At 65.2% G+C, this 25,629-nt stretch carries 23 protein-coding genes; 10 read left to right on the top strand and 13 right to left on the bottom strand.

Going from position 1 to position 25,629, the window contains the following annotated elements:
- Positions 1-25 precede the first annotated feature (25 nt).
- The 3 genes from BUS12_RS07425 to BUS12_RS07415 are packed head-to-tail and all read right to left on the bottom strand — an operon-like array spanning position 26 to position 4,508.
- On the bottom strand, positions 26-1,390 hold the full coding sequence (locus BUS12_RS07425) for a polysaccharide pyruvyl transferase family protein (protein ID WP_074295081.1): 1,365 nt from the start codon (positions 1,388-1,390) through the stop codon (positions 26-28).
- Positions 1,390-3,351 (bottom strand): 2-succinyl-5-enolpyruvyl-6-hydroxy-3-cyclohexene-1-carboxylic-acid synthase, encoded by a 1,962-nt coding sequence (gene menD / locus BUS12_RS07420; protein ID WP_143788279.1) that lies wholly within the window; start codon positions 3,349-3,351, stop codon positions 1,390-1,392. Before menD ends, BUS12_RS07425 begins: the two co-directional genes overlap by 1 nt.
- Positions 3,351-4,508 carry an aromatic ring-hydroxylating dioxygenase subunit alpha gene (locus tag BUS12_RS07415; protein WP_074295078.1) on the bottom strand — a complete coding sequence of 386 codons (1,158 nt, stop codon included), beginning with the start codon at positions 4,506-4,508 and terminating at the stop codon, positions 3,351-3,353. Before BUS12_RS07415 ends, menD begins: the two co-directional genes overlap by 1 nt.
- A gap of 479 nt (positions 4,509-4,987) precedes the next feature.
- On the opposite strand from BUS12_RS07415, the gene BUS12_RS07410 reads away from it, so the two are divergent.
- The 3 genes from BUS12_RS07410 (at position 4,988) to BUS12_RS07400 (ending at position 7,680) form a co-directional block, all read left to right on the top strand.
- Positions 4,988-5,950 carry a response regulator transcription factor gene (locus tag BUS12_RS07410; RefSeq protein ID WP_074295076.1) on the top strand — a complete coding sequence of 321 codons (963 nt, stop codon included), beginning with the start codon at positions 4,988-4,990 and terminating at the stop codon, positions 5,948-5,950.
- 254 nt (positions 5,951-6,204) lie between these two features.
- The gene (locus BUS12_RS07405; protein WP_074297225.1) at positions 6,205-6,627 is read left to right on the top strand and encodes a CHRD domain-containing protein; all 423 of its coding nucleotides are present in this window, start codon (positions 6,205-6,207) and stop codon (positions 6,625-6,627) included.
- Between the two features lie 126 nt (positions 6,628-6,753).
- Complete coding sequence (locus tag BUS12_RS07400; protein WP_074295074.1) at positions 6,754-7,680, top strand: response regulator transcription factor; 927 nt, start codon at positions 6,754-6,756, stop codon at positions 7,678-7,680.
- A gap of 76 nt (positions 7,681-7,756) precedes the next feature.
- On the opposite strand, the gene sctC is transcribed toward BUS12_RS07400, so the two are convergent.
- From sctC to BUS12_RS07350, 10 genes are all read right to left on the bottom strand, one after another.
- Positions 7,757-9,556 (bottom strand): type III secretion system outer membrane ring subunit SctC, encoded by a 1,800-nt coding sequence (gene sctC / locus BUS12_RS07395; RefSeq protein WP_074295073.1) that lies wholly within the window; start codon positions 9,554-9,556, stop codon positions 7,757-7,759.
- A 63-nt stretch (positions 9,557-9,619) separates the two neighbouring features.
- The gene (locus tag BUS12_RS07390) at positions 9,620-11,095 is read right to left on the bottom strand and encodes a helix-turn-helix transcriptional regulator (protein WP_074295070.1); all 1,476 of its coding nucleotides are present in this window, start codon (positions 11,093-11,095) and stop codon (positions 9,620-9,622) included.
- A 190-nt stretch (positions 11,096-11,285) separates the two neighbouring features.
- Positions 11,286-12,104 carry a type III secretion system export apparatus subunit SctT gene (gene sctT / locus BUS12_RS07385; protein WP_074295068.1) on the bottom strand — a complete coding sequence of 273 codons (819 nt, stop codon included), beginning with the start codon at positions 12,102-12,104 and terminating at the stop codon, positions 11,286-11,288.
- Positions 12,101-12,634, bottom strand: coding sequence for a hypothetical protein (locus BUS12_RS07380; RefSeq protein ID WP_074295066.1), 534 nt, complete (start codon positions 12,632-12,634; stop codon positions 12,101-12,103). Before BUS12_RS07380 ends, sctT begins: the two co-directional genes overlap by 4 nt.
- Positions 12,634-13,983: a type III secretion system ATPase SctN gene (gene sctN / locus BUS12_RS07375; RefSeq protein ID WP_074295064.1), complete on the bottom strand. Its 1,350-nt coding sequence runs from the start codon at positions 13,981-13,983 to the stop codon at positions 12,634-12,636. The genes BUS12_RS07380 and sctN overlap by 1 nt, the downstream gene beginning before the upstream one ends.
- Positions 13,980-14,810, bottom strand: coding sequence for a type III secretion system stator protein SctL (sctL, locus tag BUS12_RS07370; protein WP_253190120.1), 831 nt, complete (start codon positions 14,808-14,810; stop codon positions 13,980-13,982). The genes sctN and sctL overlap by 4 nt, the downstream gene beginning before the upstream one ends.
- Before the next feature lie 26 nt (positions 14,811-14,836).
- Positions 14,837-15,643 carry a type III secretion protein HrpB4 gene (locus BUS12_RS07365; protein ID WP_074295061.1) on the bottom strand — a complete coding sequence of 269 codons (807 nt, stop codon included), beginning with the start codon at positions 15,641-15,643 and terminating at the stop codon, positions 14,837-14,839.
- A 17-nt stretch (positions 15,644-15,660) separates the two neighbouring features.
- Positions 15,661-16,488, bottom strand: a complete 828-nt coding sequence (sctJ, locus tag BUS12_RS07360) for a type III secretion system inner membrane ring lipoprotein SctJ (RefSeq protein WP_074295059.1) — start codon at positions 16,486-16,488, stop codon at positions 15,661-15,663.
- A gap of 76 nt (positions 16,489-16,564) precedes the next feature.
- The gene (locus tag BUS12_RS07355) at positions 16,565-16,960 is read right to left on the bottom strand and encodes a type III secretion protein HrpB2 (RefSeq protein ID WP_074295058.1); all 396 of its coding nucleotides are present in this window, start codon (positions 16,958-16,960) and stop codon (positions 16,565-16,567) included.
- A gap of 37 nt (positions 16,961-16,997) precedes the next feature.
- Positions 16,998-17,576: an HrpB1 family type III secretion system apparatus protein gene (locus BUS12_RS07350; RefSeq protein WP_074295056.1), complete on the bottom strand. Its 579-nt coding sequence runs from the start codon at positions 17,574-17,576 to the stop codon at positions 16,998-17,000.
- 367 nt (positions 17,577-17,943) lie between these two features.
- Between BUS12_RS07350 and sctU the strand changes: the two genes are divergently transcribed.
- From sctU to BUS12_RS07315, 7 genes are all read left to right on the top strand, one after another.
- On the top strand, positions 17,944-19,041 hold the full coding sequence (gene sctU / locus BUS12_RS07345) for a type III secretion system export apparatus subunit SctU (protein WP_074295055.1): 1,098 nt from the start codon (positions 17,944-17,946) through the stop codon (positions 19,039-19,041).
- A 96-nt stretch (positions 19,042-19,137) separates the two neighbouring features.
- On the top strand, positions 19,138-21,246 hold the full coding sequence (gene sctV, locus BUS12_RS07340; RefSeq protein WP_074295054.1) for a type III secretion system export apparatus subunit SctV: 2,109 nt from the start codon (positions 19,138-19,140) through the stop codon (positions 21,244-21,246).
- 13 nt (positions 21,247-21,259) lie between these two features.
- Complete coding sequence (gene sctP / locus BUS12_RS07335; RefSeq protein ID WP_074295052.1) at positions 21,260-22,021, top strand: type III secretion system protein SctP; 762 nt, start codon at positions 21,260-21,262, stop codon at positions 22,019-22,021.
- 14 nt (positions 22,022-22,035) lie between these two features.
- Complete coding sequence (sctQ, locus tag BUS12_RS07330; RefSeq protein ID WP_437123870.1) at positions 22,036-23,547, top strand: type III secretion system cytoplasmic ring protein SctQ; 1,512 nt, start codon at positions 22,036-22,038, stop codon at positions 23,545-23,547.
- Positions 23,531-24,181, top strand: a complete 651-nt coding sequence (gene sctR / locus BUS12_RS07325) for a type III secretion system export apparatus subunit SctR (protein WP_074295050.1) — start codon at positions 23,531-23,533, stop codon at positions 24,179-24,181. The genes sctQ and sctR overlap by 17 nt, the downstream gene beginning before the upstream one ends.
- Before the next feature lie 13 nt (positions 24,182-24,194).
- A complete protein-coding gene (gene sctS / locus BUS12_RS07320; RefSeq protein ID WP_074295048.1) occupies positions 24,195-24,458 on the top strand; it encodes a type III secretion system export apparatus subunit SctS in 264 nt (87 codons plus the stop codon).
- Positions 24,459-24,498: 40 nt separating this feature from the next.
- A complete protein-coding gene (locus tag BUS12_RS07315) occupies positions 24,499-25,509 on the top strand; it encodes a hypothetical protein (RefSeq protein ID WP_074295046.1) in 1,011 nt (336 codons plus the stop codon).
- Positions 25,510-25,629: the final 120 nt, after the last annotated feature.

The following is a 25,629-nucleotide window of genomic DNA, read 5'->3' as shown; positions in this document are numbered from 1 at the left end:
CGAAACGGAGCCACGGCGGCAACGCTCAAAGCCCCAGCGCCCCCAAAACCTGTCGGCCCATCTCCTCGAAACGCGACCGCTGCGCGTCGGCATAGCGGTCGTAACATGCGATCAGCTCAGCCCGAACGTGCGGCGCCTCAAGCATGCCAAGTTGCGCCAGCGCCGCTTGCGTGCTGTCTTCCGCATCGCAGGCCGCGCGCCATTGAGCACATCCCGCCTCGGCTAACAGGCGGTCGATCCGCGGATCCATCGACAGGCCGAACACCGGCACACCATGCGACATCGCCAGCACGGCGGCATGATATCGCGTCGTCACGACGCAGGCCGCCTGGGCGACCGTAGCCGCAACTTCGTCTAGCCGCTCGGCGCCCCGCGCGACAATCTCTACCGGGAACGGCAAACGTGCCGCCAGATCGGCGCACGCTGCACGATCGAGCTGTTCCATGCCGACCAGCACAGGGGTGTAGCCCTGCTGCCGCAGCCCTTCGGCGATGTCGGCGAAACGCGCGAGGTAGGCGTCGTACGCTGCGGTGCGCGTGTCATCCCAACTGTGGAAATGCAACGGCCCGTAGCGAAACGGCGAGACTTCGCGCCGCGCATCGAGCAGGCGCGCGCGCGCCGCATCCGCGACGACCGGCCACCAGAACGGGTTGTTAGGGCATAGCGCAGCGATGCGCGAACCGCGTGCGGCTGCACGCGCGCTGTGGGGCGCGCGATAGGTCCATGCGGTGTCTGCGCCGAGCTGCGCCTGCACGTCAAGGGGCGCGAGGTGCGCGCGAGCGGTCTCATTGCGGCAGAGGATCTGGCCGCGCGCCGCGTTGCGCGTGACGAAGCGCGTGAGCGCCGCGCTCATCGTCCCGCTATCGACGCCGTAGGCGATGGCCGGCCGGCCATGCGCGTCGGCCAGCGCCACACCGCCAATCAGGATGCCGGCAAGCGAATCGGAAAACTTCGATGTGTACGTGGAGCCTTCGACGTTCAGGACGAGATCGGCATCGCGAATCGCGGCGTCGAGCGCATCCGGCAGGTAGGGCAACGCGGGCGTGAGCTTTGGCGTGGTCGCCAGTACGGGATGGTCGAAGCAGTCGCCTAACGCAAATAGCGTGATGTCGGGCTCGCGTGGCGCCAGCAGGCGCTGCAGTTGTGCGATCGTTTCGATGGTGCGCAGATCGGCGCCAGTGTTGCCCGCGCCGCTGTAGCCGAGCAGGAGAATGCGCAGGCGTGGCGCGTGGGTTGGGACGGGCCCGTGCCCTTGCGAATTGGCCGAAGCATCGATCCGCTGCTGCATATCGTCGAGGAAGACTTCATCCGGCGCCGCCGCGCTAGCGTAGCGTTGCAGCGCGGCAAGCGAACGGCGCAGCGGATCGTGGTCCTCAGCCATCTCCCACATCAGTCCGCTCCCAATGCTTGCGCGAGCAACTGCATTTGCTCCATGCCGGAAAAAGCGTCGACGGCGATTTCGACAATCGTCACGCCCGCGTGTTGGCGCGATGCTTCGAGTGCGTCGCGCAGCGCTTCACGGCTTGCAACACGCCGATGCGTCAATCCAAAACCCTGCGCCAACGCAGCAATATCGATCCGGTAAGGATTGCGAATCGTCCGTCCATACGCCGGCGACTGCGCAATCGGCAAAAAGTCGAAAATCGCCCCGCCACCGTTATCGACCACGCATACGCAGGCGGGCGTCGTCACCCGTTGCGCACTGGCTAACGCCGACAGATCGTGAATCACCGCCTGATCGCCTAGCACAAGCAAACCTGCATCGCGCCGCACGAGCGCTTCGCCGATAAACGTGGACAGCGTGCCGTCGATGCCGCTCACGCCGCGATTGACATAGACGTCCTGCGGTTCAGCGCGGACGTCATAGCCGATATCGGCGTGCCGCATCGACATCGAGTTGCCGATATGCACAAACCCAAAGCCCGTTGCAGCGAAGAGTTGATGAGCCGCCGCTACTTCGCCCCAGCCGAGCTTCGCGACACAGGCGCGCCGCTCGCGTGCACCATAGCTGGCGACGCTGGCCCACCGGTCGCGCCACGCGAAAGCGACCGGGCACGATACATCTACCGTAGCGGACGCCGCTGCTGCACCGGTCAAATGCCCGCGCACCGCGTCACCCAGCGCACGCGCCATCTCACCCAACTCGACCGTTGTGGGCGCAACCAGCACATCGCGCGGATCGAGCGCCTGATGCAGATAATCATGCGCCACACGATGCGGCGCGATCTTGATCGCGGGCACATCGGCCAGCGCTTCGAGATACGTATGCAGCAAAGGCAGCACCGGCGCGAGGCCAAAGCGGACGATCAGGTCCGGCCGAGCATCGGCCATACGCGCACTGCCGCCCAGCACGTCGAATGCATTGACGATCAACGCCCCCGGCGCACCACGAGCGGCCTGCGCCGGCGCCAGCGCCGCGGGTCCCGCGCGCAGGCCGCTGCCGGCATCCGCGAGGACCGGAAATCCCGTCGCCGTAGCGAACCTGAAGATCGCCTCGAGCGATACGCCCGGCTCCGGTCCCACGACGATCAGACCGTCGAGTCCAGCGTCAATCGATCGCTCGCGCCGCCTGCCCCGCACGCTCGCCATCACACGCCCGACGATCGAAGCAGGCGTCGCCTGAGCTTCGCGCAGCGCTGCTGCGGGAATCCCGAACGCGCGCTGCTCGCGCGCGACTATCACCGTATCGGCGGAGACGGGATGAGTTTCGGTGGCGTCGTAGACCCCGGCAAGCGGCACATTCACATGCACCGGGCCAGGCGCCGCACGCACAGGAGACGGATGCTCGTCGACGCGTAAAGGGCGTAAAGCCAGCACCGCCACATCGCTTCGGCACACGCCATGCATTGCGGCCAGCGCGCGGTTTAACAGCGTACGTGCAGCCTCAAACGCAGCCGCAGAATCAAAGGGATCGTCGAGATCGGCCTGCGCCCGCACGAAGGCACGCGTTGCGCCGAGATGATCGGCCATCTGTCCGAAGCCTGCGCCGCGCAAAGCACGCGGCCGGTCGCAGGTCAGCACGACGAGCGGAATATCGCACGCATCGGCTTCGATCAGCGCCGGCAAAACATTCGCCATTGCTGAACCGGAAGTCGTGACGATCGCCACCGGCGTGCCGGTGGCCTTCGCCATGCCGAGCGCCGCGAAGGCGCCGCTGCGCTCGTCGGTGCTGACCAGCTCGACCGCGATGCCGGCATGCGCGTCGAGAGCAAGGCACATCGCGCTCGCCCGTCCGCCTGGACACAGCACGGCATGGCGCACGCCCGCCGCGCTGAGCGCATCGGCAATACCCTCCACCCATACCGCGTTCAGCGATCCGGCCGCGACGCGCGACTCGAGGACGGCCGCCACTACGCCGCCGCGCACGAAGAACGGCGCAGCGATTCGACCGGCACCGTCTGCGTCGCCGCTGTCTCACTCGCGGGCGTCTGCCCAGGCATTTGACTAACCGGCCCCTGCGCCACACCGGCTACACCAGCCGCACGCTCCTCCGCCAGCAATCGCTCCATCACCCGGCGAGCGCGAATCGCGCCCGCGTCGAGCGGCAGCAAGGCCGGTTGCAGCGCCCAGAAATCGTTGTCGCCCAGATTGCGTTGCTGCGCTTCGAGCATCGGCAGGTCTTCCTGCTCGAACGGTTTCATCAAGCCATCCACCGCATACCGCACCAGCTCGCGGCCCGCCTCGCCCATCTCCTTGGGCAAGCCGAAGGCAAAGAAATAGTGCGTGGTCCGCTCGGTCTCGGGCGTGAGCCAATGCGCCGACGGCGCGATCAGCCCCGCCTCGCGAGGCATGCCCGCCGGCGTGACGCCCACCATGATCGACAGCAGACCAGGTGGGGTCCAGCGCACATCCATCCAGCGGTCGACTCGCGTGCCGGGCGGAATGCCAAAGCCATTCGCGACGAACGGCGGCAACACTTCGTCGTGCGCAAGCCGGCGCACCCAGACCGTATCGCCGAGACTGCCGGACTGCACCTCGCCGCGCGCAATCGCTTCGCTGCCCAACGTATCGGGATGCAGAAACTGGAAGTGACTCAGATCGAGCAGGTTGTCGGCACTCAACTGGTAGTGAGCACGCGTGAGCAGATAGCCATCCTGCATAAGCGCCGTGTCGGGATCTACAAATGGAAACGACGGCAGCAGCGACGCATCGGCACGTTGCGGATCGCCCGGCCAGAACCAGACCGCGCCGTAACGCTCGATAGCCGGATAGGTCCGCACATGTGCGCCGGCCGGCACGCGCCCATCGCCGTGCGGATTGTGCACGCACTGTCCGGACGCGCCGAAGCGCAGGCCGTGATACGGACATTCGAGCGCACCGTCAACGACGCGCCCTTTGGAAAGCGGCGCGAAGCGATGCGCGCAACGATCGTCGAGCGCGATCGCGCGTTGCGCGGCATCGCGATACAACACCACCGGCCGCCCGAGCAGCGTGCGCGCAAACGGCGCATCGGCGCGCACCTCGTGCGCAAAGGCAGCGACATACCACGCATTCAACAGGAAGGACATGGGCAGCTCAGAGCAGGATCGTCAGGCGTGAAGGGAATCAAGCGGGATTTAAAGCGAGTTTAAAGAGGCCCTTCACGCATAGATTCAACAAAGCTCATGCAAACGCGAAGCCGCGCCTTGCGATTTGTTTAGTCGATCCTCAACAAAGCTTAATCCGCCTTGCGACATTGAAAGGTGGCGCGAACCTATACATCGCCGAGTGTTGACGGCCATTTCCGGCCTTTTTACCTGGCCTTGAGCGAAAGCCAGCAATTGATACCGGGCGCCCGCTTAGGCACATAACTTACGACATCTTTCCGGTATCTGCGTCGTTATTCGTCGTAACAATTCAGGCGACTTCAAACACCGATGTTTACCTGTAAACCGCCAACCCTCAAGGGGAAACAATTCGTTACAGCCCTGATATTTTAAGGGTCTTAATTTTCGGGTCGTGCAGTTCGTCATTCGGAGCACAACCGTTGGTATCCGTCCTGGAGGGCATGTTGAAATTCGCCGTGATGACCACCAACAGCAATCTGTTCAATCTGATATGCCAGTGCTTTGGAGACGACACGATCGAGTGCTGCCGTTTTCATGACGACGTGGCGTTGTCGCGAGCGATCTATCGCGAGGACTATCACGCGATCCTCGTCGACGCGGCCACCGGCATCGATTCGACCCGCGCCGTGTTCGCCCGCCGTGCCTGTTATGGCGACCGGCGAGCACCCTTGATCGTGGTGGGCTCCTTCGCCGATCGCGACAGCATCGAGCGCGCCTTCGAGGCGGGCGCCGACGATGTGGTGCTGTCGCCGGTGGATCGCAGCGAACTGGCCGTGCGTACCTTTCTCGCACTGCGCCGCTTCCAGTCGACGCCCGCCGCGCCCACCGAAGAATCGGCCGCACTGGGTCCCTACAAGCTCGACCGGCGTGCGGGCGTGGTGCTCGTCAACGACCGCATCGTGCGTCTCACGGTGCGCGAGTTTGCGATTGCGTGGCTGCTGTTCTCGCGAGCGGGCGAGTATGTGAGCCGGCGGCAGATTGCCGGCGCAATCTGGAGCAGCACGGAGGACATCGTCGGCCGCACGCTCGAACAGCATATCTACAAGCTGCGCAAGAAGCTGGAATTGAACGGCAGTTCGGGCGTGCAATTGCGGACCATGTATGCGCACGGCTACCGGATCGAGCTCTGCGATTCGACGGTGGAGATCGACGCCGAAGCAACGCTCGCCGCTCGCGCCTGCCGCGCTCTGGACGTTCATCCGCGCGACAGCGAAGCCGCCCGCACCGCCCAGCCGTGGGGGCAATATGCGGCGTTCTGGAACCTCGGCGCTCCGGGTTCCGCGAGCCTCGTGGCGAACTTCGTCGCCACGGAAACCGCCCATGCGGGCAGCGACAGCAGCACGTACGCCTCGCTTTCCATCCCCGCCGCCTTGCTGCGCAACGGCACACGACAGCGCCGCTAGAGGCCGCACACGCTCCCTCCGAAGCGGGCGTCCCGCGCCCGTCCTCTGCCGCTGCCGGCGCGCGTCGCAGGCGCGTGACCATGCCCGTTTCATCCCGTGCATGGGTGCAAAAAAAGACCGTCGCGTCACGGAATAAGCCGCCGACACCAGGCGTTCAATAGAGTAACCAGCGTCGCCACACATCGCCCGAAGGCGCGCGTGCGTCGCAGGTTATCCTCTTTCCATTCCACGAGACGTCTATGAAAATCAATCGAATGCTCACGGCTATGGTCTTGTCGCTGAGTCTCGCGGCACCTGCGCTCGCGGTTGCCGACACGCTGAACCTGAAAGCCAACCTGCTTGCCTCGACCGAAGTGCCGCCCAAAGCCAGCGACGGACATGGCGACCTGACGGCCACCTACGACACGTCGACGAAAGTGCTGCAGTGGAAGGTCACCTACGCGGACCTCACCGGCCCGGCCAGCATGGCGCACTTTCATGGCCCGGCACCCGCAGGCAAGAACGCGCCTGTCGTGATTCCGATTCCGATGGACAAGCTGCCCAGCCCGATCGAAGGCCAGGCCACACTCACCCCCGCGCAGGAAAGCGACCTGCTCGCCGGCAACTGGTATTTCAACGTGCATACCGCGAAGAACCCGGGCGGCGAAATTCGCGGCCAGGTCGAACAGGTCAAGTAAGCGCCTCGCGGCCCGCTCCCTCTGCCGTGCAACCGGTCGATCCGCTGGCCGGTTGCACGGCGCGATCCCTACGCCCACTCGCAACAGCCGCGGCGTAGCGTGCCCCTCGCACGACCTCCGGAGAACATGTTGAAATTCGCCGTGTTGACCACCGACGGCAATCTGTTCAATCGGATTTGCCAGTCCTTTAGCGACTTCAGCGACAACGCCATCGAATACCGGCGCTTTCGCGACGATATCGCGTTGTCGCGAGCGATTACCCGCGACAACTACGACGCGATTTTCGTCGATGCGTCGAACGGTATCGACTCGACCCATGCGGTAGTCGCGCATCGCGCCTGTTATGACGACCGGCGCGCCGCGCTGATTGTGGTGGGCGAGTTTGCCGATCGAAGCAGCATCGAACGTGCGTTCAGCGAAGGGGCGGACGACGTCGTCCTCGCGCCGTTCAATCCCGGCGAACTGGCCGCGCGAACTCGTCTTGCGTTACGCCGCATCCAGTCGGCCACGCCCCCGCACGCGGACGACTTCTTGAGCTTCGGCCGCTATCGGCTCGACCGGCGCGCCAGCGCCGTGCATATCGACGCGCACAGCGTGCGCCTCACCGTGCGCGAGTTCGCGATTGCGTGGCTGCTGTTTTCGCGGGCCGGCGAGTACGTGAGCCGCAGGCAGATGGCCGCTGCGATCTGGGGCGGCACCGAGGATATTGTCGGCCGCACGCTCGAGCAGCATATCTACAAGCTGCGCAAGAAGCTAGATCTGAACGGAGCCGCCGGTGTGCATCTGCGTACGCGCTATGGGCATGGTTACCGCATCGAGCTGACCGGCAGTGCCGGCGACGGCGACGCGCAACCGAACGCGTCTTCAAGCGCAGATGCGGATGGGGATGGGGACGCCGAAGCGGCTGCCGATACGGCTGATACGATTGATGAAGCACAGGCCGTCGGCGCTCGCCTGCCCTGGGCCATCGCGTCGTCATGGCAGGGCGCGGTGCTGCCGCTCTACTCCGTGTCCGAAACGCTAGCTTGCGTGTGCATGCCGCGGCGCGGCTAAAGCCAGAACGAGAACCCCGGCTAGACAGGTCGTCGACATGAGGGCGCCTATCAGGCCAGGGCGCCCTCATCCTCCATCACAAGCTCAGCACTCGCGGCGTCAACAGGAAGACCCGCTCCATATGCGTATGCTGGTCGTTGTTGTAGCGAAACAGCGCACCGATCAGCGGTATCTTCGAGAGCCCCGGCACGCCGGTCACACCATTGGAGTTATTGTCGGTGCTATAGCCGGCGATCAGCAGGCTGTCGCCCTCGCCGACAAACGCCTGGGTGTTGATCTCGCTACTCGTGATCACCGGAATGCTGTCCACCTGCTGTCCCGTCAACTGGCCGTCCTCGATATGCACGTCGAGCTTGATGCGGGTCTGGCCGTTGTCCGTCACGACCATCGGCAGCACACGCAGCGACACGCCAGTCGACACGCTATACAGATCCGCCGACGTGTACCCCGAAACGCGCACAAAGAACTTCGTGGTGTTGTCCATCACCGCTTCAACGTTATCGAGCGTCGCGACCTTCGGCGATGCATCGATCTTCGCCTTCGAGTCGCTCTGCAGCGCATTGATGCGCGCCATCAGATAACGCCCCGCACCGCCGATCACCGCGGTAATCGAGCCGCCGAGCGGCGTCGAATCGACCACCGTCGTGCCGTCCGAGAGCGTCGTGGTGCCGAAGGTCGGGTTGACCTGACCGTTGGAGAAGCTGTTCTGCGGCTGCGCGCCGTTGCCGGTCTGCAAATCCACATGGCTGTTATGCGCGCGCCAGTCGACGCCGATTTGCGCGAGGACGTCGTCATCGATTTCGATGATATGCGCCTCGATCTCAATCAGCTTCGGCCGCGTATCGAGCTTGTCGATCAGCGACGCGTACTGGTCGATGCGTTGCGGCGTGTCGCGGATCAGCACCGAGTTGGTGGTGGGATCGGCCTGCATGATCGGCAAGCTCAGATCGCCGCCGCTGGCGATCCCGCCGCCCTGCGAGCGGCCCGGCACGCTGCCGTAGCCGACGTTGCCGCCGTTCGCAAAGTTCGGCGGCGCCGAGTTGCCCACCAGACCGCCGAGCGAAGCGTCCTGCCCCTGCGGCATGTTGGACGGCAGCGGCGGCAACAACGTCTGCAAGCCACCGCCGGAACCGTTGCCGCCCACGTCGTTCATCGGTTGCAGGCGCTGCATGTTAGGCGAGACCGAGTTCTGTGCATTGCCGCCGCTGCCGCCGCCCTGCTCCTGCTTCGCGTGGTACATATTCGACAGCACGGTGGCGACACCCGGCACCGTGATCGTGTTGTCGTCGATCTTTACCTTGTGATCCGCGGCCCAGGCGTTTTTCAGCTTGAAGACGCGGATCACCGAACCGCCGCGACGGCTTGCGTTGTCGTCCAGACGCTGCGCCACTTCCATCACCAGTTGCACATACTGCGGCGGTCCGTTGACGAGCGCGGTGCCGGCCGCCTCGTCATAGGCAATCGGAAAACGCGTATCGTCGATGCTCATGGTTTGCAGCGCCGCGCGCAGATCCGCGGGCGAGGCATGATCGAGCTTGATCACCTGATGCGTGATGTCGTTGGCGCTGCTGATCGACAGCACGCTGCCGTCATAGAACCAGACGAAGCCGAAGGTCGACGCAAGCGTGTCGAGGAAGCGTTGCGGCGACGTATCGAAGTGCCCCGTCACCGAGCCCTGCACGTTGCCCGCGATCGAAGCGGCCACCCCCTGGCTCGCCGTGAAGTCGCGCAATACGTCTTTCAGATCCTTGCCCTCTACAGCGATATGCACCGTCGAACTGCGCCAGCGCACCGGCGCGGCATCGGCCGGATCGACCGCAGCGCATGCGAGGGACGCCGCGAGCCACGCGGCGCAAAGTAGCCTCTTCGATTTCATGGAGTCGTGTGGGTGAGGTGAATAAAAATGGCAACGCGCTGCGGGCCGCCATGCTGCAACGTCTTATCGTTCGAGCGTCTCGGAGGGCGCTTCATGGAACTGCTTGCGGTAACCGTTGACGAGCGTCGAGCGGTTCTGCACGCCCCATTTGCTCGCCGCGCTCAGTACACCGCGCTCGCTCGCATACGAGCCTTCCGTCAGTTCCGCGCGAATGCGTTCCATGCGTTGACGCCGGATCAGCTCGGTCGGCGAGAGTCCCAGGAAGTTCTTGAACGCGCTCTGCAAAGCACGCTCCGTCACGCCGATTTCCGCGGCGACTTCGCGCACCGAGAGGTCGCGCCGGTCCAGGTTGTCGAGCACATAGCCGTAGGCACGGCGATACTTGGCCGGCAATCGGGCGCTGACGTCATCGAGTTGCGGCGACGGCTTGGCCGCGCGATTGAGCGACGGTGCACGCACATGCGAGTCCTCGCGCAGACACTGCATCGCGACCAGCGCATAGCGGCTATAGAGTTGCAGCGACTCCTGCGCGCGTCCTTGCGCCTGACGCGTCTTGGCCGTGCAATACAGATACTCGAGCTGGCGGTGACCCGTGGTGCCGTTACGGCCTATCTGATGCAGCGGTTCGAGCACGGCATGCGCGAGATGAGGCGCCGCGCCGGCCAGCGTGGCCAGCGCGATCTCCAGCCGCAGCGTGCGCTGATAATCGGTGAGGCCTTGCTCGCGCGCCCAGTTCAGATAGTCGTGCAGGCCGCCCATCGCATCGCGGTCCGCACAGGCCGCAAGGCGCAGGCGCTTCAGATAGTCGATGCGGCCGCGCAGCAGCGGCGTGCGCACGCCGGACACGGCCTCGCGCAAGCTGTCGACGGTCGTATCGGCGGCGTGTGCCAGGCGCAGCACGCGGTCGCTCGACAACGCCGACTGCCAGTACACGTGATCGCCTAGCGCGCTCGCGCTACGCACCTCGCTCTGCACCGCGAGATCGAAGCGCAAGGTGGCCAGCACGTCGTGCCAATGACCGTGGCGGTCGTCGATATCGCGCTCCACCAGCGCCGTCAGGCTCTCGAGCGCCTCGCTCGCCTCGCCCGTGCGGCCGAGTTCCTGCAACACGCAGACCATGCCGAAGTGCGCTTCGGCCGCGCGCGCCGGCTCGATCTCGGGTTCGTCCGCGACGCGCGAGAAGCACGCCAGCGCGGTGCCGAGCCGGTGACGGAAAAAGGCCTGCCACGCGGCGTTCCTGCACGAAGCAATGCGGATGGCATGCTTCGATGAACGAATCAGCTTCTGCGAGCGGCGATAGTTTTCTTCAGCCTCCACTTCGATACCCAGCATCAGTTGCATATCCGCATGCAATTGCAGGCCATGCGGCGCGTGTTCCGCAGCGCCGGCCTCTTCGGCCCAACGGCTCACCTGCTGGCGCGCAGCGCTCAGCTTGCCGTTGAGCAGGGCATCGAGGTAACGGTTGGCAAGCGCCGGCTCGGCAGTGGGCGTAGGTGTGGCGAGAGCGGCGACAACGGGGAAGTACAGCATCGAGAACATGATTCGACTCCTCTGATTGCGGACCGCGTCGCACGCTGAGCGCGCACGTCATCGGATGGAGTCAATGTAGCCAAACGCTCGCGCTGAACTTTCAATAAATCTGACCTTTTCCGCGTATTTGAGAAGTGTTGAGTGTTGCACGCCGGCACGCCCCGTACGCGTGCCGAGACCTCAGTTTCTCAAGCAAAACTCAAGGCTTGCCGGCGGTATGCGATAGCTCACGAAATTCCGCGGCGAGACCGGCGACCGTCACCTGCTCGCGCACCTGGTCCACGAAGATGCCCACGAAGAGCGCCAGCATCAGCACCGTCACCGCGCCCTTCACCGGCTGGCTCAAGGTCATCAGATCGAGCTTCGATGCCGACTTCGATGCAAAACCAAAGGCGAAGTCGACCAGCAACAGAATCAGCATCATCGGCGCGGCGAGCTTGGCGACGGTCTGCATCAGCGTATCGGTCTGCTGCAGGACAAACGATTCGAGCATGTTCGAGACGTTCGGTCCTGCGGAGGTAATCGGCCACCAGCTATACGACTCGTACAACGTGCCGAGCAGAAACGTCATGCCGCCCAGCGCCCAGAACGCCACCGTGGCCACCTGGCCGAGCAGGGTCGCGGTGGGCGTGGATTGCTCCTGGCGCGTCGGGTTGGTGATCTGCACGTTGTTGTAGCCGGTCAGGTCGTCGATATAGGTGCCGGCGCTCTCGGCGACCCAGAACACGATCGATGCCGCAAAGCCGATCACCAGACCGATCATCCCTTCACGCAGACCGATTTCGAGCAGCGCGATGCCATGCAGCGACTCGATAAACGACGCGGGCTGCCCATACGCGACATACGAGCTGAACAGCAGCACGATGGCATTGCGCACCACGCCCTGCAGCAGACCATCGGCCGTGGGCGGAAAGATAAACATCACGATAAAGAGGCGCAGCGAGCAGACCCCGATCAAGGTGATATAGCCGACCAGCAGTTCGCCAAGCTGCGGCAGCGCCGAGAAAATATCGTTCACGCGCGTGCCCTCTGCTGCTGGAAGCGGCGCGCGAGCGCGGTCTCTTCCGCTTCCTCGTCGCTCGCGTTGTCTGCCGCCTCGTCGTGCTGGCGGCGAATCTGCTGAATCCGCTCGCCGCACAGATCGATGCGCCCCTGGTTCAGTGCGATATCGCGCCGGGTCTTGTCCTGCGCCGCCAGGCTGTTTTGCACTGCCGCTTCGGCGTGAACGAGTTCGCCTTCGAGCGCACGCAGCCGTTCACCGACGATCTCCAGATAGCGGCGGCAGCCGTTCATGTCCTCGAGCGAGAAGGCTTCCGTGCCGGTCATCATCGCATCGATGCGATGCTGATAGAAGCGCTGGATGCCGGCCTCATGCTCGACCTGGGCGGCCTTGGCATCACGCGCGGCCTCGAGCGACACATGCGCGTTGCGCTGCGCGGCGAGCGTGGCGCGCAGCGTGTCGTCGAGACGCCGCCGCCGTGTGCACGAACGGTCGAGCGCGATAATCCGGCGGTCCCGCGAACCGCTCGCTCCCTTTGCCGCCGCCATCAGCCGAGTCCGCTCAGGGCGTACAACTGCGCTTCCGTGTCGGCCGGCGCCGCATAATCGGCGGTCCGCTGCGAGAGAAACGCCTTGATCGAATCGAGCTTGGCGATGGCCTCGTCGGCAAGCGCATTGGTGCCGGGCTGATATTCGCCGATCTGCAACAACATCTCCACCTCGCGATGCTTGGCCATCAGTTCGCGAATCCGCGCCGCCGCCTGCACATATTGCTCCGGCACCACCTGCGGCATGACGCGCGACAGGCTCGCCAGCACATCGATAGCGGGGTACTGGTTTTTCGCCGCGATCTCGCGCGACAGAATCATATGGCCGTCGAGAATCCCGCGCACTTCTTCGGCAATCGGATCGCTGCCGCTGTCGTCTTCCGCGAGCACCGTGTACAACGCGGTGATCGAACCGGTCGCGCCCATGCCGGCGCGTTCGAGCAGGCGCGGCAACTCCGCGAAGATCGACGGCGGGAAACCGCGCCGCGCCGGCGGCTCGCCCGCCGCGAGACCGATCTCGCGGCCGGCCCGCGCGAAACGCGTGAGCGAGTCCATCATCAGCAGCACGCGCTGGCCGCGATCGCGGAAGTATTCGGCGATCGCGGTCGCCACATAGGCGGCCTTGGCGCGCTCCATCGACGAGCGGTCCGAGGTGGCGCACACCACCACCGAACGCGCCATCCCTTCCGGGCCAAGTATCAGTTCGACGAACTCGCGCACTTCGCGGCCGCGCTCGCCGATCAACGCGATCACGTTGACGTCGCATGAGGCGCCGCGCGCGAACATGCCGAGCAAGGTGCTCTTGCCGACGCCGGCCGGCGCGAAAATACCCATCCGCTGGCCTTCGGCGAGCGTCATCATGGCGTCCACGACGCGTACGCCGGTGGCAAGCGGCGCGTCGATCATGCGGCGATTCATGGGGTCGGGCGGCGAGGCGAAGATCGGCCGCATGGTGTCGGACTCGATGGGCGGGCCACCGTCTACCGGTTCGCCGAGACTGTCGATCACGCGGCCGAGCAGCATGTCGCCCACCTTGACCGCGAGCGGCCGGCCCAGTCCGATCACCTGGGTGGAACGCGAGATGTTTTCGAGGCGCGAGAACGGCGACAGCAGCGCGACGTCGCGGGTAAAACCAATTACCTCGGCATGCTGCAGCAGCGTGCCGTTCGGCGCGCGCAATTCGCACAGTTCGCCAAGCGACACGTCGAGACCGGCCACCTTGATCAGCGTGCCGATCACTTCGAGGACCTTGCCGGTGCGCGCGACACCCGGCACAGCGAGAATCTCGCGCTCGATGGCGTCGGTCAGCCGCTCGAAATCGAGCGTGCGGGTCAGCCATGGCGTGCTCATGCGGTTCCTTCTGTGGCTGATTGCGAGTAGTCCAGATGGGGGGAGTGACCTTCATCTGCGCCATAGCCGAGGTCCGCTGCCGTCGCTTCTGCTTCGTCGCCTTCTGCTTCAGCTTGCACGGCCTCGTCCGCCTCAGCCTCCTCTACCGACCGTTTCAACGCGCGCGACACCGCACTGCGCATCGCGCGAAGCTGCGTGTCGAGGCTCGCGTCCACCGTGCCGAAGTCCGATTCGCACACGCAACTGCCGGGGCCGAGGCGCTTGTCGGCGACGACCGACAGCGGAATCGGCCGTCCCAGTTCGAGCCAGCGCGCGGCGAGCCGGTCGAACGTCGCCTTCGCTTCGTCGTAGTCGTCGGGATGAACGGCGACCCGCAGATAGGTTGCGCCGTCAACGATCCGGTCGACCGTCGCCAAGGCTCGCTCGAACAGCGCCTCATGACGCTCGACGCGCACGATCTGCTCCACCGCCGACGCGACAATCCCCGCCAGCCGCTCGCGCATGCGAATCTGCAACTGGCTCTGGGCGTCGGCGACATCGGCAAGGCGCTCCATCCAGTCGGCGAGCGCGCGGTCGCAACCGTCGCGATAGCCCTGCTCGGCAGCCGTGTCGTATTCGCGTTGCGCCTCTTCGATAATCTGCCCCGCCTGTGCCTGGCCTGCCGCCACGATCTCGGCCGCTTCCTCGCGCGCGGCGGCGAGCAGCGCTTCGCGGTCTGCCGCGAGTGCCGTGTAGGCCGCGTCGATCGAGACCAGCGTGCCGAAGGTCTCGCGCGGGATCACATCGCGCGCCGCGCCGACGCGCGCCACCAGACCGTTGATGTCCATCTCACCGGGCGCCGACCGGGCGCTTTTCAACCAAATAGCCATGCCCACTCCGGTAGCAGTTCGGATAGCCGCACGAAGAGCCGCGCCGTGCCCGGCGCGTCGAGCTGCGGCGGCACGGCGGCCAGCCAGGGCGGCGTCGGCAGCACGCGCGGCAAAGCGAGCCTGAGCAACGGAAACGGCATGCGCGAGCCGCTGTGTCCATACGTCGCAAGATCGCGCAGGAGCAACACGCAGCCTTCGATGGCGAGCGCTTCGGCGTCGAGCGCCGCCAGCGGCGGCATCGCGGCACGCGCGGCGAGACGTGCCGTGTCGGGCGCGTCGGCCAGATGCGCGTCCTGGGTCAGACGGTCGATGCCGACGCCCGCCCATTCGGAAAGCTGCGAGCGGCTACGCTTGTCGATCAGGCGCCGCGCTTCGGCGCGCCGGAACGACAGCGCACGCATGCGCAGCACTTGCAAGCCCGTTTGTGCCGGCAGCACATCAAGCAAGGCAGCGTTCGGCTGCAGCGTTGGGACCGACGCAGTGGATGCCGCTGATACGATTGACGAAGCCGGTGACGCTGAAGCACCGAACATGGCTGATTGCGTCAAGATGTCCAGCCCCGGCATGCGCACGCCGGCAGCAAGCACGAGCGCTCGCGAGCCGGTTTCCAGCGCTGATGCACTCGCCCGTGCAAGCGCCGCACGCCAACCGGCGAGCTGCGTGTCGTCGGCGCCAAGCAGCGCCGCACTCCACGACGGATCGGCCCAGTGAACTGCTTGAGCGAGATTGCGGCGATACGCGTCTAGCGCAGCGGCCGCACGTATAAACGGTAAATCGACGGGGGCGTTCATCGGCAGTGCATGAAGACTCAACTGGCCGGACGCAAGCGTCGCAAGCGCGCGAGCAGCCCACCGAAGCGGCCCGTCTCGGCCTCACCATCCGCACCGCTCGTCGCGCCGCTTTGCACCCGTCCCGCCAACACACCGCGCTTCGCCAACACCAGCAGCGCGGTAGCCACCAGCACTGTGGCGCCGGCCAGTACACCCAACAGCCATCCCGGCATGCCGTTCGACTGCGGCAGTTGCGACAATTCCACCGGATCCGCGGCGACCGCAGTCACACTGACCTCGTCGTAGGTGAGCCCTTCGACGCTATGCATGACCAGCGTCTTGATCTGCGGCACCAGCGCGCCGATATCGGAGTCCGGACGGTGCTTGATAAACACAGCCGCCGACGAAGGCTTGATGGTCTGCGCCAGCGGGTCGTTATTCGGCAGTACGATCTGTACACGCGCCACCAGCACGCCGTCGATCTTCGACAGGGTCGACGAAAGCTCCTGCGACATCCCGTAGATGAAGCGCACGCGCTCCTCGGTCGGCGTCGAGACGAGGCCGTCCTTCTTGAACAGGTCGCCGAGATCGTCGAACTTGTTATGCGGCAGGCCACGCGCGCGCAGCACTTCCATGGCGCGCACAAGCTGGCTGTCGTCCACATCGAGCGACCAGGTCTTGCCGGCGTCCGACGTGTCTTTGGTCGCGTCGACGCCGCGCTCGAGCAGCGCCACCACCATTTCGTTGACGTCCTGTTCGGACAGATTGCCGTATAGCTCTTTCTTGCAGCCGGCGAGCAGCACGCATAGCGCCAGCACGCACAGCAAAGGTGCGCTGCGGCGGCGAATCGGCGTTCGGTCTGACATGGCTAAGCCTCGCGATTCATCGCATGAAGGACACCGGCGCGGCGTCCCTGACAACGGTCGTTGGGTAACGACAACCTTATTGGTTCTTCATCAGCGTTTCGATGGCCGACTTCGACGAATCGACCACGCCCATCTTCGCTTCCAGATCGAGCTGCGTGCTGGCGAGCTCAAGCGTCATGCGGATGGTGCCCGCGCTCATCTCGTTCATTGTCAGCGTCGGCGCGCGCTGTGCGAGGTCGAGCGCATCGTTCACCGTCTGCTGCAATTCCGCGTCCTGCGAAGCAACCAGCTTCGAGGCGACCGCCGTGCCGTCGTCCTGCGGCGCCGCGGGCGCGCTCATCGGCGCCTTCTGCATCAGCGACTGGAACTTGTCGGCCAGTTGCGTGGGCGCTTGTGCGCCAGGCGCCGCCGCCCCTTGCGACATCTGTTCGAGCGAGGCTTGTAGCGCCGACGCGTTGACGTTGACGGTCATGTGCGACTCCGTGACGAGTGGAAAAACGTGCAGCGCCTCAGGCGCGCAGAAACGACGCGTGCGGAATCGGCGCAGCCACCGGCGCCGGCGCGAGTGCCACGGCTGGCTCGGCGCTCTCGGTTTCCGCGTTGAATTCGGCCAGCGCCTCGCATGAAGCCGGCGTCACGAACTGGCCACCGTTACGCTTGACGCGCATGGCGTTGAGCAGGTCTTCACGCGCTTCGAGTGCACGCACAAGGGCCTGGGTATCGCGGCTGGGATTGATTTCCATGGCTTCGGTAGCGCACTGCTTCCAGTCCGGATCGCCCTTCGCGGAGAGGCAGAACGCCAGCAGCGCCTTGGCGTAACCGAAGCGCGGCGCATTCTCGCCCACCTGGCGCAGCACGTGAATGGCGTCGTCCCAATGGCCGCGCACCATATGCAGGATGCCGTCGAGCGTATCGATCTCGGTCACGCGCGGACGCAGCACGCGCAGCGCGTCGAGCACCAGTTCGATGTCGTAGGGATCGGCCGAGACTTTCGGGAAGTTGCTGAGCAAGGCGGTCGAGACGGTTTCGATCAGCCCGCCGATGACATTGGGGCTGCAATTCATGTATTCCGGCGTGCTGACGGTCATGGCGACTCACTCCTGGGGAGAGACGTTGAAAACGGCCGCGCCACGCGCGGCCGGTCACGAAGGATGCGTCAAACATAGCAACAGGCGCCACGGCATACGCTGTGCGATGCGAAGCAAGCGCACCGCAAGCGAAGCCGCAGCGGCGCTTGCACAGCGGGCCCATAGCGCCACCAACGGTAAGCGTCTTCGGGCGTCTGCCTGCCTCGCGGGCTTCGCAAGGCATGCGACAGCTTCGCTTCGAGCCTCATGCGGCGCGAGCGTGAGCGCTATCGTCGGGCGAGCGTTGCGTTTGCGCAGTGCCTTAGTGCTTCAGTGCCTCAGTGCAGAAGTCCCCGCCCCCTGCCGCCCCTTCCAGCCGAGCCGACGCATGAGCGACGAAAAGACCGAAGAACCCACAGACAAAAAGCTCAAGGACGCGCGCAAGGAAGGCCAGGTCTCGCGCAGTAGCGACCTGACCGACTCGATCTCGATGCTGGCGGTGGTTGTCCTGCTGGTGGGCGGCGCCAGCCGCTTCAGCGATGCGATGCGTGCCGTCGTGAACACGGCCATGGGCTTTGTCGACGGCGACCATTCGCTCACCAACATGAATACGCAGCTCTACCGGCTCGGCGGCGTGGCGCTCTCCGCCATCGTGCCGTGCGTTTGCGTGGCCGCACTGGCCGCGGTCGCAGGCTCGCTGGGCCAGGTGGGCATCCAGATCGCCACCAAGCCGGTCACGCCCGATCCGAAGGCCGTCAGTCCGGCCGCGGGCCTGAAGCGCATCTTCTCGGTACGCACCTTGATCGAGTGCGCAAAGATGGTCGTCAAGGCGGCGATCATTTTTTGCGTGATGTGGGAGTCGATCAAATGGCTGTTCCCGCTGATCGTCGGCTCGCTTTACCAGCCGTTACCGGGTCTCGTGCGGATGTTCTGGGACATCCTGCTCAAGCTGTTCATGGTGGCGGCAGCGGTGTTCGTGCTGGTCGGCGCGGCCGACGTCAAGCTGCAGAGCTTCATGTTCCTCAAGAAGATGAAGATGAGCAAGGACGAAGTCAAACGCGAGCACAAGAACCAGGAGGGCGACCCGCGCATCAAGGGCGAACGGCGCCGGCTCGCCCGCGAACTCGCCACCGCACCGCCGCAGGCGAAGGTGGGCATGGCGAACATGATGGTGGTCAACCCGACGCACTATGCGGTCGCCGTGCGCTATGCGCCTGACGAGCATCCGCTGCCTCGCGTGATCGCCAAGGGCATGGACGAGCAGGCGGCGCATTTGCGGCACGCGGCGCGCGACGCCGGTGTGCCGATCATCGGCAATCCGCCGGTGGCTCGCGCGCTTTATAAGGTCGGCGTCGATCAGCCGATTCCCGAGGAACTGTTCGAGACGGTCGCCGCGATTCTGCGCTGGGTGGAGGCGATTGGCGCGCGGCGCGATGACGGCGTCGCTTCTGAGCAACCGTACGATCCGCCGCAGATGCTCCATTAGCGTGGTCTTTCGACTCGCATTGTTTCGCGCATTGATTCGCGCGTTGTTTCGCGCATTGACCCGTTTAACCAGGCACTCCGACATGAGAACCGACCCATGCTCAAGACGCTGAAACTCCCCGCAGGCGGTGAAGTCGGGATCGTGGCGCTGATCGTCGCGATCATCTCGCTGATGATCCTGCCGCTGCCGCCTGCGCTGATCGATATTCTGCTCGGCGTGAACATCACCATTAGCGTGACCTTGCTGATGGTGACCATGTATGTGCCCGACGTGGTCTCGCTGTCCGCTTTCCCCTCGCTGCTGCTGTTCACGACGCTGTACCGGCTGTCGCTGAACATCGCCTCCACCAAGTCGATTCTGCTGCATGCCGAGGCCGGTCATATCATCGAAAGTTTCGGCGAACTGGTGGTGGGCGGCAATCTCGTGGTGGGCCTCGTGGTGTTCGTGATCATCACGACGGTGCAGTTCATCGTGATTGCGAAGGGCTCGGAGCGGGTGGCCGAAGTCGGCGCACGCTTTACGCTCGACGCGTTGCCCGGCAAGCAGATGAGTATCGACGCCGATCTGCGCGCCAATCTGCTGACCGCCGAAGAAGCGCGCCGCAAGCGCGCCACGCTCGCGGTGGAAAGCCAGTTGCACGGCGGCATGGACGGTGCAATGAAGTTCGTCAAGGGCGACGCGGTCGCGGGTCTCATCATCACGATGATCAATATCGTGGCGGGCATCGCCGTGGGCGTCGCCTATCACGGCATGAGCGCAGGCGACGCGGCCAACCGCTTCTCGATCCTCTCGGTCGGCGACGCGATGGTGTCGCAGATTCCCTCGCTGCTGCTGTCGGTGGCGGCCGGCGTGATGATCACCCGTGTCGCGGACGAGCGCCAGACCAAACAAGGCTCGCTCGGCGACGAAATCGGCCGGCAGCTCGGTTCCAGTTCGCGCGCGCTCTATTTCGCGGCGGTGTTGCTGCTGGGCTTCGCTGCGGTACCGGGCTTCCCGGCCGCGCTGTTCGTGCTGCTGTCCGGCACCCTCGCCTTTACCGCCTACCGGTTGAACGCCAAAAAACCGCAGCAGCAAAGCCACGAACGCGAGTCGCTGCACGCCATGCAGCGCTCGGGCTCGAAGATCGACGTGCCCGCCATCCTCGCCCGCGCGCCGCAGTTCACCTGCCCGCTTGGCGTGCGCATTGCACCGGACCTGGTGGCGCGGCTCACCATGCCCGCGCTCGACAAGTCGTTCGAAACCGAACGGGCGCGCCTGCAGGAAGAGCTTGGGCTGCCGTTCCCCGGCATCACGATGTGGAGCTATGCCGCCTTGCCGGCTGCGACCTGCGAGATCCTCGTGCATGACGTGCCGCAGCTTGCTATTGAATTGCCCGTCGGCAAGGTGATGCTGCCCGAGGCGGCGCGGATGGGGCAATCAAGCGCGGCGGCAGCCGCCGTCACGAACGAGGACAACACCGCGCTCGCGGCGCTGCTCGCACAAAGCGAGGAACGCGCGCCCATCGACGCCAGCGGGGCGCCCACACATTGGCTCGAAGAACGCGCCGTACCCGCGAAAACGCCGGTATGGCGTGCCGAACAGGTGATTGCGCATGCATCGGTCGCGCTGATGCGCCGGCACGCGCCGCTCTTTCTGGGCATCCAGGAAGTGCAGTGGATTCTCGACCAGCTCGCGAGCGACTACCCCGGCCTCGTCGCCGAGGTGCAGAAGGTACTGCCGCCGCAACGGATTGCCGACGTGCTGCGCCGTCTGCTCGAAGAACAGATCTCGATTCGCAACGTCCGCACCATCATGGAAAGCCTGATTACTTGGGGTCCTAAAGAAAAGGACATGCTGATGCTCACCGAGTACGTGCGCGGCGACCTGTCGCGCTTTCTGGCGCATCGCGCCGCGCGTGGCGAGCGCACGCTTTCCGCTGTCCTGTTCGACATGCCGGTCGAGCAGCATATTCGCCAGGCCATAAAGCAAACGCCTACCGGCAATTTTCTCGCGCTGCCGCCGGACGAAGCGACGCTGCTGATCGACAAGATCCAGTCGTTCGTCGGCATGGCGCCGCGCGACGGTGTAGCGCTGGTGACCTCGATGGATATCCGCCGCTATGTGCGCCGGATGATCGAAGCACGGCTGGGCTGGCTCGCTGTCTATTCGTACCAGGAACTCGGCGAGCACGTCGAACTGCGGCCCCTCGGCCGCGTGTCGATCTAAGGCCGAGGCGACCATGACGCATATCGAGGCACGCCATCTCCGCATCATTCCAGGCCAGGGCGAGGGCTATGAGGACGCGTCCGATGACACAGCGGCACCGGCGGGCAGCGGCCGTGGACGTCAGTTTGACTACGCGTCGCTGCTGGGACGACGCCGTGCGCCGCATCGTCTGAGCAGTGGCGCCAACACCCATGCCGGCGCGCATGCGCAAGCCGACGGCGACGCCGGCGCTGGCGCTGACGGTGACAAACCCTCTCCGGATGACGCAGGCACAGGGACACCCCAGGCACCCTGCCCGTTCGAACGGGAACCCGGCGCGGATCACGACACGCCATGGGACAGCGGGAATAGCCACGCTTCGGCCCGCACGTCCGCCCATGCAGCCGATGACGCCGGCGAATCCGCCGAGCGTCAGGCACTGCGCGCACGCGTCGCCGGTGCGGCGATGCCGGTCGTGTCGGCGGTGTACCAGCAGCAGCAACGCTGCATCCAGTTGCTGGGTTCGCTTGCGCGCGAGATTGGCGCGTTCTGCAGCGAGCGCGCGATTGCCGACGCAGGCAACTGGGAAGTGCAGTTACCGCTCGATCAGAAGCTGCTGCCGCAGACCACCTTGTATCTGTCGCTTTCGCGTTTCAGGCTCCAGCTTCGGTTCGACGCACCGGATACGGCGGCGCGACAATTACTCTTGGACCATAGCAGCTTGCTCGAGAGAGAGCTCGACACGATGCTGCGCGCGTGGGGCGAAGCCCGCGAAATCGAACTCACTGTCTGGTGACTGACTCCCAACGCATGGCCCATCCGCTAGCCGAACCGAGGACCGCTGACGCCGTGCGCACCGATGCGCAGGGACGCGCTGCGCATGGCGTGCCGGAGGGGACGGATGCTGGCACGGGTCACGCTGTGAATCCGATCGGTGGACGGCTCGCAGCCGCTAGTGCAAAGCGTGTGCAGGACGACGGTTTGCAGCGGCACAGCGAAGCGTCGAATCGAGCGGCCCGGCCGGGGCCGTCTGGGCCGTCTGCGATTGAGCAAGGCATCGCGCCGCTGCGGCCGCGTGCCATCGAACGCGCGGCCGCCCGCATCACGCGCAGTGTCTGCGATACACGGCTTGCGATGCGCGCCACCGCACTGTGCGCGGTCACAGCGTTACGCGTTGAGGTAACGGACGCGCAGTCAGTGGATTCAGCTTACGCCGACCCGGCCGTGGTCGAACTCTCGGTTGCGCTGCCGGTCGGCACAGCGAGTGCGGCGTTACAAGTGGCGCTGGATCTGCAGGCGTATCCGGCGCTCGCCATCGCCGCGTGGCCCGAACGCGATGTGCCGCCGCAAGGCAATGGGCAATCTGCAGGCGCCCCGGCGGCGCCCATGATGACAAGCAGCTCGGCGGATGTCGCACTCCGCAATGCGGTGGCTGGCGTGGTGCTGGAACCGTTGCTCGCGCAACTGCTTCGCTTCGGCGTCAAGGACCCACGCGTGATAGCTGTGCGGCGGCGGCGTTTGAGCGAAGGGCCACGCAGCATGCCACGCGAGTCCCGTCACGAACCCACGCAAGCACTGCATCGCGATTCGCCTACCCAAACGCCCGTTGTAGCGTTGTCGTTCATGCATGAGACCCGACGCTTCGACCTGGCCATCCGTGCCGACTCGCGCTGCTACGACCTGCTCGACACGCTGCTGCATGCGCAGACGGGCACGGAGACCAGCGTCATTCCCGCGCCGCTGCCGCAGCCCGACCTCGCGATTCCGGGCCGCCTGGTCGTCGGCATGAAACCGCTGCCCGTCGAGACGCTCAACGCGCTCGATACCGGCGATGTGCTGCTGCGCGCCCTGTTTCCGTCGTTCGACGCGACGCTGTTCGCAACGGACGATGACCCCTCCCTGCCCCGGTCACGGCTACGCGCCGTCGCCGCGTGGGGCACCCCTGGGCTCACGCGTCTGTGCGCCGCTGTGGAACTCGACGGGCAATCGCTCGTCATCGTCAAGGAGCCGAACATGTCAGAAGAGCTGGACCCGGCGAACGCCGACGCCGGGCTCGCCATCGACCAGCCCGAGGACCCGATCCGTATCGGCGAACTCGAGCTGCCCGTGCAGTTCGAAATCGACACGGTCGCCCTGCCGCTCGCCCAGTTGTCGGCGTTGGGGCCGGGCTATGTGGTCGAACTGCCGGTACCGGTCGCGGACGCGCAACTGCGCCTCGTCGCACACGGACAAACAATCGGCTACGGCGAGCTTGTGACAGTCGGCGAGCATCTTGGCATTCGCATCATTCGCATGGCGCACAGGCATGGTCCAGTTCAGTGATATCACCGGGCTGCTGCTCGTCGTCGTTGCGATCAGCCTGCTGCCCTTCGTCGCCATGGTGGTGACCTCGTACGCCAAGATCGTCGTCGTGCTCGGCCTGCTGCGCAATGCGCTCGGCGTGCAGCAGGTGCCGCCCAACATGGTGCTCAACGGCATCGCGATCCTCGTTTCGGTGTACGTCATGGCGCCGATCGGCATGCTGGCGGCGAAGTCGCTCGAAGGCCAGCAACTCGCCTCGCAGCCATCGCAGGCGCTGATCCAGGCCTTCGGCGCCGCGCGCGAGCCGTTTCGTGCGTTCCTCGTCAAGCATACACAGGAGCGCGAAAAGCGCTTCTTCCTGCGCTCGGCCGGCGTGGTATGGCCGAAGGAGCAGGCTGCGGAACTGAAGGAAGACGATCTGATCGTACTCGCGCCCGCCTTCACGCTGACCGAGATGACCGACGCGTTCAAGATCGGCTTTCTGCTGTACATCGCGTTTATCGTGGTCGATCTGATCATCGCCAACGTACTGCTTGCGATGGGCCTGAACCAGGTCACGCCCACCAACGTGGCGATTCCGTTCAAGCTGCTGCTGTTCGTCGTGATGGACGGCTGGTCGACGTTGATTCACGGCCTCGTCATGACCTACAAATAGCGAGGCGCGCACCATGGATATCGATTCGCTGATCCGCTACACCACCGAGGGCATGCTGCTATGTCTGACCGTCTCGCTGCCGCCGGTGATCGTCGCGGCGGTGGTCGGCCTTGGTGTGTCGTTCCTGCAGGCGATCACCTCGATGCAGGACCAGACGCTCTCGCATGCCGTCAAGCTGATTGCGGTGACGGTCGCCATCGTGATTGCCGCGCCGCTGTCTTGCGCGGCGGTCCTGCACTTCGCCAACGAAATCCTGCAGGCAGCGGTCCCGCTGTGACGCGGCGCGCGAGCCACAGGAATCTATCGAAGCCATCGTCATGAACCGCGTCTCCCACTCGAACGGCAACGAAACCGCTGCAGCCAATGCGCAGCACACCGCCGACGCCCAGCAGAAAAGCGCCAATGCGCAGGGCGCCCGCAACGGTGCGCAATTTGCCGCACTGTATCGCGGCGCGACCAACTTCACTTACGGGCAGGACGCGCAGCGCGGCCCGTCGGTCAGTTCGGTGCGCGCCAAAAAAATGGCGGATCAACTCGCACGCAAGCGCCGCGCGGCCAAGAAGCAACGTGGCGGCGGCGTAGGATCCGATGACGACGGTCCCGACGACGCCGACGCCCACCACGCCGACAGCCATAGCGTGAACCGCGACGGTCGCGGACGCGGTGGTGGTGGGCAATCGCACGACGACCATGCGGACGAGCACGATTCGTCCGCCGCGCCCGCCATGAAGGTGCGCAAGGACAGCGCCGTGGTGCCGCCGCCTGCCGGCCAGCTCGACGCGATCGCCGCACAGTACGCGCAACCAGGCCAGGAAGCCGCGCGCAATGCGGCGCTGCGCGACGCGTGGTGCGGCGCGATGCTGGATCTGCGCGATCAGTTGGCCGCCAATCCACACATGCACTTTGCCGCGAACGTGCTTGAACATTCCATGGATCTGCTCGGCGCGCAACAGCGCTTCGGCCGCTTGCCGGCGCTTGGGCTCGCCTCGTTGCGCGATCGCAGTTCCAGCGCTGCCGGCGCCGGCGTGACGCGGCTGCCGCCGCCTGAGCGGGTGCAACGCTTCAATCTGCTGTTTCCCTTGTTGTGGCTGCATGCGGATATGCCGTACACGGGATCGCAACGAGCGCGTGCGCTCGATACGCTGGGTTCGGTACGTAGCGGTGTGGTGAGCCGGGCCTTGGCTGGTACTGCGGCCGGCGCCGACGGAACCGCGACGGCGGCCATGTCCTCGTCGCATGGATCCGCCGCGCGGCCAAACGCGGCGGATGGACCCGCGCCGCAAGCCGCGCTCGCGCCCCGCCAGGCGTTTCCCGGCGGCCGGCGTTAAAAGCATCGCTTCTTATGTTCGTGCCGTAATCAGGCGCCTACCCTCCCGCAAGTTTGACGAGCCGTGAAAACCGAACGCGCAGCGGCACCGCGTGCATGCTCCTCGCTTGACACGTATATG

Origin of the sequence: Paraburkholderia phenazinium, from assembly GCF_900142845.1 — a bacterium.
Classification (GTDB): domain Bacteria; phylum Pseudomonadota; class Gammaproteobacteria; order Burkholderiales; family Burkholderiaceae; genus Paraburkholderia; species Paraburkholderia phenazinium_A.
This window is presented reverse-complemented; position numbering and strand designations above follow the sequence as displayed.